Origin of the sequence: Haliscomenobacter sp. (assembly GCF_040403615.1) — a bacterium.
GTDB lineage: Bacteria > Bacteroidota > Bacteroidia > Chitinophagales > Saprospiraceae > Haliscomenobacter.
Genome location: NZ_JBBAKG010000005.1, coordinates 66,197 through 77,621, shown reverse-complemented (window position 1 = coordinate 77,621; position 11,425 = coordinate 66,197). Strand labels below are relative to the sequence as shown.

The following is an 11,425-nucleotide window of genomic DNA, read 5'->3' as shown; positions in this document are numbered from 1 at the left end:
TTGTTGCAATTTCAGTCTGAAGAAAAAAGTGCAAATTGGTCATCATTTTTAGCCCAGCTCCCAGCCTCCTCCCGACCAATCGATGCTGTAGTCATTGCTCCCGCCAAAATCGAAGCGTTGATCAAAAAATCATACATCTTACCAGCTTCGCCAAAAACGGCGTTCATATCTTTCATGATACCAGCTAATTTAGCCAAAGGGATTTTTGCCCGCTGCCTTGCACTGCGCCATTGGATACTTGATTTTTTAGAAGACAAAAGATAGTGAAATTCCAACACGTCTAAATCTTTCTTCATTATTAGTTGGATCAGCAGTCATAGCGAATCCTTCTGTAGCTCCGATTCCATGTGTAGAAATATTAGCAAAAGGCAATGTATTTGCTAGTGTCATTCGGAAAGGAATACTTCCTGTTGCACCTACGGGTATATTTTCTTGATAGAAATACATAATCTGATTTCTTACAGCCTCAACTCTTTGCCATGATAATTCTTCATTTTCAATAATGGACTCACTCAGGCTACGAGCACTTCTATATCTAGGAGATGCATGTCCAATCAAGCTCAAAGAAAAAGTAGCAGATGTGAACTGATTTGTATAATACCTAATATCATCAAGAACCGTGTTCAGCGATGATGAGTTCCGCATTCCATAGCTTCGATTGTATATATCCGAGCTACCTGTTTCAAAAAACAACTCGTAATTTAAAACGAAGGGCGCGGGAATAGGGTCAGGAGGAACAGGGCTATAATCTTGACAATGAAGGGAATCAGACCATATCCATCTTTCGGGGACTCTTACAAAAAGCCTTCTGGCATTGTCATTAGCAGCGCGAACTTTAACTCTTGTTCCTCCTGCGCCCATAGCAAAATGGTCTCTTCTGTTGATTTCTGAAGCGAGAATATTGTCCTCAACGTGCGCATACCCTGTGCCTTCAATAGGTCCCACAATTTTGTATATTGGTCCACATCCTTGAATATCTTCACTCGTCAAAAAAGCTTCAGCTTGTTCGTTGGGCATTCGGTGGTAGTGCATTAACATTGCCCGATACCAAGGATCGGTCATTATTGTATACCTTTCTCTACTATTCATACCATGGATAATTCTTCGCAACAAATTTATATCGATACCCATATCAGTAAGATATGAACTAAAAACGTGAACGCTTTGCATGGAATCAACCTGATTCAACATATCTCCATTTTGATAAATTTGAGGCACATAAGGTATGGGTAGTCCATTCGCATAGTCTATTGCGCCTAAACGTCGACTGATAATTTCGCTTACCGAAGCTGCTGGGGCAAAGTAATAAGCAAGCAGCATACCATATCTGAACCTATCATTTGGGTTAGTCAGATCATAAGTAGACGGAAAGGGAGGAACACTTCCGCCAGAGTTATAACTACCCGGGCTAACATCTCCAAAGAAATAACTTCCAATGCTTACAGCTAATCCACTTTGCCGGGTTACTTCTCTTAATGCATTCAAAGCAGAATCATCCATATCTGCGTACAAAGGCTGAATTAGGTTTTGTTCTTGAATTAGCACATCCATGTCCCAATTGAGTGCATCAACACCAACGAGTGTGTCTCTTTGAAGATAAAGATTCCTGAGTTTTGGGAATACATCATCAAAAATCACTTGGTTACCACGCCTCATGATAGCCTCTAAACTATTACTTCTCACATAATTAAATCTATCACGATTGGCAAGTTCGTTTGCACCATTGGCAACAATATAAGCAGCAAGTGGCCAACGAACATCGTGGCCACGAGACGCCATCAGTTCATAGAACCATAAGTAAAAATCTCTCCGCTGATCAATTTGCATGTATTCAGTATTTCGCCCTCTTGCAAGGTTATATTCATTAGCATAACTCCAAACAGTGGTTTTATTTAGTCTATCATAATGAGTCCAGTCGCTTGGTGTCATATTTGCAGTAGATTCAGCAGGGCCATACTCTCTTTTCTGAATTTTTACCTCCCCCTCCTGCTGCACAACATGCGTCAACTCATGCCCCAGCAATCTCTGCCCCTCTCTACTCCCCGCATCATACTTCCCCGCATTAAAATACACATCACTCCCATGCGTAAAGGCCTGCGCCCCCAACTCCTTATTCATCTGCACCGCCGAGCTATCCGTATGTACCCGCACTCCAGAAAAATCTGAGCCGAAAGACCCTTCCATTTGTGTACGGGTTTTCTTAGGCAAGGGGCTGCCACCGCCGCGGGAGCTACTCAGACGGCTTTCAAGGCTTGAGGTAGCGTTGGGAGTAGTCGCGGAATCAGATTGCCGTTGTACTTTAGGTGGTTCTTCTTTGGCAGCGCATGCGGCGCATTGCTTTTGGAGGGTAGGTACATTTTCCGGCTTGGGCTGGATGGGCGTTTCTGTTGGTTCGCCATTGCTTTCAAAAATCGGCTTTTTTTGCAATTGCTCCTCTTCCCCTGGTTGTTCCTTCTTCTGCAATTTCTCTTCTTGCTCGCAATCTGCACATTTGGTTTGGATATGGTTAATCGATTTAGTAGGAGAGGAGATGAATTTAGCCTGCAGATTGGGCTCAGCGTTGCTTTCGAAAATCGGTTTGCGCTGAATTTTCAACCCAGTCTGCCCTTGAGCAGCTAGCGGGTCTTGCGACTGGGAATTGTTTTCCGCCAGGCGCTGTACCACCTGATCGGCCATTTGATCCGCCTCCTGTTCGTATTTATCCCCAGGCTGTCCGATGGTAAGTTTGGTTTGAATGACGGGTTTTGAGAAAAAGGGTTGAGGATTGTGGTTGGGAGAAAAAAATGCCGAACTACCGCCACCCAAATAGCTATTGCTTCTTTCTTGCTGGAAGAAAGGTTGTTGCTCTTCACCTTTGGTTTGCAGGTGTTGAGCGGTAGCGGTTGTTTTGGATTCGGCGGTTTTCATGGCCTGAAAAGCAGGTATGAGGGCTAGATTAGTTGTTCTCTTGGAGGGTGATAAAGTCCGTTTCTTTGAGCAAGATCACGATATAAAGCATCAGGGGGTACCAAAAGCAGGAACCGAGCTGGCCAGGATTGGCCAACCTTTCCACCAGCTCCAGGTAGGCTTCGGTGGGGTCTTCTACTTCACAAATACTGGCTTTGAGCTTTTCCAAGGTGAGCTTTCCAAGGATGTTGTTTTTGATCTGTTGGGTATGTAGCTTAAAAAAATGCCAGCCAGGGGCGCGCGTCCATTCCTGGATGATTTTAGCCTCCCGCAGTTCATCCAGGTTAAACTTGCAAATTGCTGCATTCCTGGCCATTCCCGAAGGCATTTGAGCATCCGACAATTCCCTATACAGGTCTGGACCGAATAAAGACCAATAATAGCGGTCGTGATTCATCATGTCGAGGTAGGCGTACCGGAACACTTCGGTAGCGTCGTTTTGCAAAGCAGTAGCATTGATGAAATCAGCAGCGTCTTTTACCAAAATGGTCAATCCGCACAATAATTTTTCGGTTCCAATATTTTGGGTCTGCTGGAATAATTTTTTGAGTTCTTCTTTGCATTTGATTTCCATACGTTTAACAAATTTTAAGCTGGTGAAAATTACCTCCATTCTACTTTGAGCAGCTCTTCCATCCAAGGCAACTTAATGAGGCTGAGGTTCCAGGGCAAACGGTCGAGGAGGATATCCAAGGTTTGGTTTTCCACTTTTAAAAACCAACCCGAAGCGCGTTTCTCTAGTCGACCATCCCGTTGCAAAAAGCCCTCTCGTAATCCATCCGGAGAGGTACTTCCCAAAACACCCCAATGCTCGATGACCGCTTCTAGCAGGTTTTCGGCTTCATTCCGTTCCTCGTCACTAAGGAAAATTTGGTGATCCAAGGGCATATTCAAGGGTAGGCCGCAGAGCAGCTTGGGCAAGATGAGTTGAAACTCGGGAACTTCCACTGTTCCGGTGCTCAGATAATGCAAAAGATATATCGCCTTTTGTTGGTGCCAGGTACTTTTAAATAATTGCCCATCAAGCAGTTCCGATTTTCTGAAAAACTGAGGAAGAAAGGTGTGCAATAAAACAAGCCCGGCATTCTTAAGGTAATGTTCCGCAATGCGGGTAGAATCAGGGACAAAGGCTGCGGTATAATCAATGCTTGGGTTAAGTGATTGGGCTGAGGCAGCACCAAAAGTGGCTGCCGCAACATCGCCTGGAATTTGGTTTCCTGATTGTCCTATGGCAGAATCGGGATGCTTTTCGCTTGTATTCATGGCAGTGGTGAACTCACTATCCAAGGGTAGCTCAGGGCTAGGATGAAGCGTTGAACCATCGGTTTTAGCCGAGGCATTAGACTTACTAGGCTCGACTGAATTGGCCAAGCTGGCTTTTATGTCCTTAATCAATTCCTTGGTAATGGCAGGATTCCATTTTCCCCGGTTTAGCTCTCGCAACAAGATTGGCTGCCAATGGGCCATGGCAGGATGCTCGATGATTCGAGCAATGAGGGCAATTGAGTCTACCTTTTTTTGGTGTAAAATCACCTCAGAAAGTGCTATGCGCCAAGCTTCGGTTTCAAATTGCCGTTGCAGTTGTTGCGGGGTTTTTTCGTCAATTTTTACGTAATGTTGCAGCAACCATTTCTTTAGTTCGATAGCCCATTGTAGCCTGCTTTTTAAGGCTGGAATGCGGCGATGCAAACGCTTTATGACCAGGTCGAATATCTCTTCCTTATTCATGCTCCCGATTTTATGCTGGGTACTTTTGATGGCATGAAATAAGGCATGCAAGAGCAGGGCAATGCGCTCGGCCAAAGTTCGGATCAGTAGGGGCAACTCGTCGTGCTTGTGTCCTGTATGGAGTCTGATGATTTGCTGCTGAAAAGTAGTATCGAATTGCAAAATCAAGCGTTCAAAAGCGAGAGGACGAGAGTTCAAAAGTTTGCGCAAGCGTTCAACAGCAACTGCATCCAAAGCCAAAGTGTCAAAAATATGGCGGTGCCATTCAGGAAGTGACGCAGGGGTAGCGGCATAAGTTGGGAATGCACCCGTTTCTAAAAAATACAACCACAGCTCAAATTGCTCCAAATGAAGAGGCTGGCGGATGGCAGTGGGCGTATTTTGGCTTAAGGAATTGGAGATGGATTGCTCCAAGCCAATCAGTAACTTTTCGATGAAGGAACCAGAGATCAAGTCTTGAAGCGACAGCACCCCCAAATCTATTTCTAATTTGTCGATGCGAATTTTTTCAGTTGGTGGTGCCAGCTCGTCAAACAATCGCTCAAGGGCCATGGTCACGCGCTGCCAATATAGCCTGCTTAACTCATGTTGGATTTCATGAATGCCCTCTCTGGATGAAAATTGAAGATCAAAGGTTTGTTTACCGATCAGGTGTTGATTGGTCATAGGCTCAGTTACAAGGTAGGTCATCCTGCAATTCCTTGATGCAGGTTATGAAGTTGCAGTAGGCATCCTCTTTTTCCTCACAAAGTAGATCAGCGTTGCGCTGCCAATTCAACCAATTGTGAAACGCCGCTTCGAATTTGCACATTTGCTTTGGGCTTAGCCAAAGGATATTCAGTCCGACCATAGCTGGCGCTTCACAGTGGAGCATTTCTTTGAAGAACAGCCGCACTTCCGAGCTTTGGAATCGCTTTGACCAGCTCGGCAGCACCACAGTCACCCAAAAAGAATAGGGATCAGCCCAAGGGTAATAGGTTAGCTTCTCTTTTTTGTCTAGAGTATTCGGATTGTCGTGCTCGAGGTCTTCTTCCCATTCCAATTTACAAGACAGGTCTGGAGAAATGGGCAACAGGCATTTGTTTTCTTCCTCAACCTTTGGCCGAAGTAGAATATGTTCGACCAAGTGTAAACCCTCATCCAATATGCAAGCCCTAACCCGATCAGCAGCTTGCTTGGCGCTGCTTAAATCCGGATGACGGTTGGGGTGATGGGCCAGTATTTTAGCTGGATCAATTATCGAAAAGGAATACCGCCCTAATCCCGTATCTGCATCAGGCTGATAGGATGCTGATGATTTTAACAAGTTGCAAAAATGTAAGAATGCGGCTTCAGCCTCTACCCGAGTAGCGTAACTTAGCGCACTTTCAAAAATATAAGCATGATTGCAAAACCTTGGAATTTCCGCCGGGGTATTGCTTTCTTTATCACAACCACACCATTCCAATTCCTGATCCAATACGAAGTGATTCTCTGGAAAGTATAAACGATAGTAATAAGCATCCGCTCTTTTGAACACGGGATATTGTCGCGCCAGAGATACGAAAGCAGCTTTATCTAATGCATCTTCGGCTTTTTCTCTTTTGATTGAGGCTAAGGTTTGTGTATGATCAAATGGATGGGTGATTTCCCAGGAGTCGTCCGTCGATTTGATGTTGCGCTCATCGATGGCGGCATGCATGCATGCCATGATGATTTGCTCGATATCGGCCTCTATGGCCCTGGTTCCGCTAAGATTTACTTCCCAATAGTAGCCATCCCCGATGTAAAATTTCAGCGAACCGTTTTTTTCTAGTCTGTATGGCTCGCAGGTTAATGTTTTTGCCCATTCCATGATTTGATCCATCGCCTGATCACGGGAATTGCGATTGGCATAAGTACATTTATGGTTGGCAGCGTGGTATGTCTTATCAACAACCATAAAACGATAGCTGTCCGCTTCAGAAAAATGGATGAAGGCATTTTCGTCACCGGCAGCAGCTGCGAACAAACGTACCCCCTGATTTTCACAACGTTGTTGATTTTCAGGATTTGGACGTTCGCCCCATGCTTCATTTTCGGAAGTAAACTCTTTGCTTTCTGCTAATATTTCAACGAGGTGAATCCTATACTTGCCCTCCGAACATACGATTCGACAGCTATTGGGATTGTTGAGCACCACTACAAACAAGTGGTAAGCCTCAATGGATGCTTGAGGCGAGGGGTAAGTATTGGCACTGACCCAAACACAAGTTCCGGCATTGAGATCGTAACCTTGAAAGGTATAGCCAAGGATAGATGCATTTTGCCTGCCTCTTTCGGCTTCGTTGTAGCGGATTCTGATTGGATAGCGTTGAGCCAAAGCAACAGCTTTGTCAATAGCGAGCTCTTCTTCCCCTATGCCCAGCACAAAATTTCTGGGGAGCACCGCCAAATAAGGTTCGGTGTCAATACAGCTATCATTGTTTCCAGTGCTGTATTCTTCTTTTGGTGAAAAGAATTTATTTGGCCCAAAATTATCCCTTACAGTGGCGAGATCAATAAGACGAAGCCAGTTGGCCTCTCCAGCAGCTAACGCTTTCTCCTTGTTCTCATAACCTAAATAGGAAACGAGAAAAACATAATCATTCCCGGCATCATCTGACAATGAAATGGCATAGTGAAATCGGTCTGGATCAAGGTCAGGACACATAACATGAAGCACCTGTTTTTTGCGATCCAAAAGCGCAGGTTTAAATTGACAGGCTACATCTAAGTTACCTTTAGCTTCTGCCTTTGATCCGAAGATCGCTTTCGTTTTGGCGATAGGGGAGTCTTTGTCTACTAAACGGTAAATCCATTTTCCGTTCGTGGTTTCGTAAGTGGAGGTCTGCGACCATTTGCGCAGGTATTCTAGTAATTTTTTGGTTTTCTCACGGTTGGATGGGGAATCTTCAGCCAATCGTAGCGTAATGTTCTGTCCATCTGTAAAGGAGGCAGATGTTCCGTCTTCCTTGTATTGCAACTGTGGAAGCACCTTCCTCATTAGTGTATACGCCGTTTTGGCATCTTCAAACTTTTCAAACTGCTGATCATTCAGTAGCCAGGGCAAGGCTTCGCCGGTAGGGGTGGTGAGGTTGTATACGTAGCGGAAACCCACCATTTGGGACAATGTGTCAATGGTATACAAGTGTGGGGCAACCAAAGATTGCTCTCTGTCGAACTCCAGGCGAAGCTGGTTGACAAAATCAGCAGAAGCGCTCCCTATTGAATCGAAACTTTGGTTGGATATTAATACAGCGGTTCCACTGTTGGGAAGACTCAATTTCCAGCTGAATGAAGCAAGCACCTCCTGGATTTTCAAAGGAATGCTCACTTCTTTCATGCCTTTTTGAATGATTGCAAGTGCTTTATTCCGTTCTTTTACGGTAGAAAAGTAAGGTTGAGGGGGCGTAGCTAAGTATCTTCCTGCTGAGTTGACGAGGATAATGCTATATCCAGGCGACTTAGCACCTAGTAGTAAATAGTTTTCACTTGATTGCCCGGCATTAATGGCATCTTGTAGGCTTTGAAAAGCCTGACTTGCGTCTAAATACAACTCAAAACTGGTCAAAAGAGATTCCCCGTCAATACTAGCCAGATTCCACCCGTATGCCTTGTCCGTATAGCGGTACTTTAGTTCCTTGATTTCATCCCGAAAGCTGCCACAGCAGGCTTGAATGTAAGTTTCGGGTCCAATATTTTGATTTGCGGGGATTTTTGCCTCCGCGATTACAATGCCTTTTTCATTGCGCAATCCTATCTTGATTGCGCCGAGTGGAGCAGCTTCGTAAAAGTAGTTTTGCTCGTTTTGGCCATAAGCTCGGCAGAGAGACCAGCCCAATTGCGCACTGATTTCATTGGCGTAGGCTGTAGTGCTGACCAGTGGTATGTCATTCGAAATAATGACTGCCCACTGTAGAGCGGTTTCAATAGTCGTAATTAATTGGGCAAGGTCGCCTTTTTCTATAAAGTCTTTTAAGGCAAAGGCTTCATCAGGGAATGAAGTGTCTGCCTCCGCCAGAATGCTGCCGTCAGCATTGTGATGAACCCATTTATAGGTGTGTTGCGCCTTTACTTCATACTGCAATTCTTTATTGTTGAGGTAAAGTCCAGTATTTTCCAATGCTTCTACCAATTCAATTTGGCCATTTTGGGTCTCGGAGATTTCCTGTAAAAACTGGGGCAAAGCCTTCCACGCTTCCGCTGGAGTGGGATAGTTTTGCTTTTTGCTCAACAGGAGTGTGTTGCCTTGCGCTAGTTTCAACTGAAGGGCATATTGTGGATCCAATTCAACAATGTTCTCAACTGTTGGTTTTTCAGAAAACAAGCGGCCAACCGTAGTGGGATCAAAACCGGAGAATTGGTTCTTTAGGTCATCGTATTCTTCTGGATGAGGCAATGCTGCAATGAATGCGGCTGATGCAGTTTCAGCCTCTTTTGCTGAAGGATATATGGCTATGCTGCTAATCCAAGGCTGGCCTTCAAGATTTGGCATAACCACTCGATTGCTTTGTACTACCTCAAATTTGCACAAACTCCTTCTGGTCCAATCATTCATACCAGTCAGTAGCGCAATGCGTTTTTCATAGCCAGAAACATTTTCTGTTCCCCAAGAGGGTTGCAAATAATCAAATGCGCGTCCGCGGTTTCGACTGGAATCATCAAAGTGATTTAAAAACCTGGATTTGTCTTCAATGGCCTGTTTGCGTTCTACTTTTTGTAAAGTAGGAGTCCCAAAACGCAAAAGGCTATAGTCCGTAAATTGGCTGGCGAAACGTGCTAAAAGATGGTTCAAAAGTGCTTCTCGTCGTTGAAAATACGTATGTTCATCTTCCAACAAATATTGAAGATAGTGTAGGTATGCCTCTGGATTGAATACGAGATCGTATTGGTAAGCTATGCCATTTTCGTTTTCGCTTACGTTTTTTTGATAATAATCTTGTTGGGTTGCCAAAAAGGAGGCGAAATTGGCTGCTTCACGAGCTTCTACCTGATTCCGGTAGCGGGCATAACTAAGGAAAATCAGATGCGAAAACTGAGTAAATCGAATGACGAAAAAATAACCTGCTTTGTCTTGATGAATTTCAATGAGGTAATCCCCTTGTGCAACATCTCGAATCGATTGTTGGATGCGGATTTCTCGCATCACATCCGAATCATCAAAAAAATGAGCTAAAGCACATGGTTCGGGACCACAATGCCCCTCAACGCGCAATTCGAACTGAGGCTTGACTGATAATTCCTGTAATTTCTGATTTAAAGCGGCATTGTCTGGAATTGGAGTTGCCATAATCAAGCCTTTGGATAGCCCTTCGGTGGCATAGACTTGTGTCAATCGTGCTATTCCTGGTACATCCTTGGGTACTTGGTTGAAATAAGTACGACGTCCTGCGCTATCGCGCTTGGATTCCTGCTGGAGAGAAAACAAGTTGCGCAAGTTGGAGATTTGCGCCAAATAATTGGCTAGAAGTTGATCATAAAACAACAGATAGCCTTTTAGCTGTAATGCTTGTGCTTGTCTTTGCAAGGAGGAATCTACTGGTAGTCCCCCTTCGCCGATCCCATACACCAGCGGAAATTCATGTTGGATGGAAAGGTAAGATCCAAGTTCGGGTTGAAAATCACCTTGGGGAATAGGAAGATCCAGGTTGTTTCGGGTAATTTTTGATTTATTGCTCAGCAACAAACCTTTGTTAACTGAAGTTTTATCGAAATGAATGATTCCTTGACCGCTGCGGAAATCGATGGAGCAACGATCCAAATCAAACTGTGCGAAATGCCCCTTGGGAATACACAAACGTTGAATGTTTGAGTTCAGTTTTGCGGGTTGATCAGACTCGAACGACAAATTGCGAATGGCCACTACGCCATTGATGAGCAGGATCTCTTTGTACAAATTTGAGGCAAAGAGTTCCGTTCGAAAAGGTAGTTCTTCGAGCTCTTTGGTATCGATAAAACCGTAGCTTTCAAGTCCAAATGGCCTGCCGGCAAAAATCTCCTCAATGGGTTTTCCCTTGAGCAAGAGTTCTTCCAAGGTGTAATAACGGATTCCTGGAGAGATGTAAGATTTTATAGCATTGAGCACTTTTCCATAAACAGTTGCGGCATCCGCACTTTTTTCTATTTCGATATCTGCACAAATACCCAGTTCAAATGGCTTCAAAAAGGTAATCTCTTTGAAGTCCTCTGCTAAATTGCGATGAGCAGATAATACATTGCAAAGCTCATTGGTCAAAACTTCTTCATTGGTATCGGGGTCTTTTTCAATCAATATGCTGTACAACCCATTGAGTTTAACATTAATTTCCCCTTGTTGAATTGGGATTTCCTGCTTCTCTGCGGGTTCCAACCAGGCGTTGCGTACTCCCTTTACATCCAAAATCAATTTGCGGTAATCGGTAATGGTAGTTGGATTACAAGTGAGGATTTCAAGGGGAGTAAAGAAGTTATCGTCCGCAAGAAATTCATCTTGTAAATTTGCGGAGGAGGATGGGTTTGCAATTACATCTGCAAAATCCAGTTGAGTCCGGTAACCCAAATCGATCAGGGCGTAGCATAACACTTCGAGAATAGTAATACCCGGATCATGGGTGTTGTGATCCGTCCAGATTTTGCCCGATAGTTCGCCGATGTGCTTAAGACCTTCAGAACGCAGCATCTGGAAGTCCAGATGTGGGCGTTTTTTGAAAGAAGGATCTTCTTGCTGGATAACTTTCAGGATATTTTCAGTTGCATCTATCATTGTACATCA

The 11,425-nt window shown here is 44.4% G+C and carries 5 protein-coding genes; all 5 read right to left on the bottom strand.

Features of this window, described 5'->3' with window-relative positions:
- Window positions 1-11 precede the first annotated feature (11 nt).
- Genes ABW391_RS03090 through ABW391_RS03070 form a run of 5 tightly spaced genes read right to left on the bottom strand, consistent with a single transcriptional unit; the run spans window position 12 to window position 11,416 of the window.
- Window positions 12-296, bottom strand: a complete 285-nt coding sequence (locus tag ABW391_RS03090) for a hypothetical protein (protein WP_353480358.1) — start codon at window positions 294-296, stop codon at window positions 12-14.
- Window positions 247-2,907, bottom strand: a complete 2,661-nt coding sequence (locus ABW391_RS03085; protein WP_353480357.1) for an eCIS core domain-containing protein — start codon at window positions 2,905-2,907, stop codon at window positions 247-249. The genes ABW391_RS03090 and ABW391_RS03085 overlap by 50 nt, the downstream gene beginning before the upstream one ends.
- Window positions 2,908-2,935: 28 nt before the next feature.
- Window positions 2,936-3,520, bottom strand: a complete 585-nt coding sequence (locus tag ABW391_RS03080) for a hypothetical protein (protein ID WP_353480356.1) — start codon at window positions 3,518-3,520, stop codon at window positions 2,936-2,938.
- 29 nt (window positions 3,521-3,549) lie between these two features.
- The gene (locus ABW391_RS03075; protein WP_353480355.1) at window positions 3,550-5,364 is read right to left on the bottom strand and encodes a contractile injection system tape measure protein; all 1,815 of its coding nucleotides are present in this window, start codon (window positions 5,362-5,364) and stop codon (window positions 3,550-3,552) included.
- Window positions 5,345-11,416, bottom strand: a complete 6,072-nt coding sequence (locus ABW391_RS03070; RefSeq protein WP_353480354.1) for a hypothetical protein — start codon at window positions 11,414-11,416, stop codon at window positions 5,345-5,347. Before ABW391_RS03070 ends, ABW391_RS03075 begins: the two co-directional genes overlap by 20 nt.
- Window positions 11,417-11,425 lie beyond the last annotated feature (9 nt).

Coding starts and splice junctions, on each gene's coding strand:
- ABW391_RS03090 (WP_353480358.1), bottom strand. CDS start 296: ATGAAGAAAGATTTAGACGTGTTGGAATTTCACTATCTTTTGTCTTCT.
- ABW391_RS03080 (WP_353480356.1), bottom strand. CDS start 3,520: ATGGAAATCAAATGCAAAGAAGAACTCAAAAAATTATTCCAGCAGACC.
- ABW391_RS03070 (WP_353480354.1), bottom strand. CDS start 11,416: ATGATAGATGCAACTGAAAATATCCTGAAAGTTATCCAGCAAGAAGAT.
- ABW391_RS03075 (WP_353480355.1), bottom strand. CDS start 5,364: ATGACCTACCTTGTAACTGAGCCTATGACCAATCAACACCTGATCGGT.
- ABW391_RS03085 (WP_353480357.1), bottom strand. CDS start 2,907: ATGAAAACCGCCGAATCCAAAACAACCGCTACCGCTCAACACCTGCAA.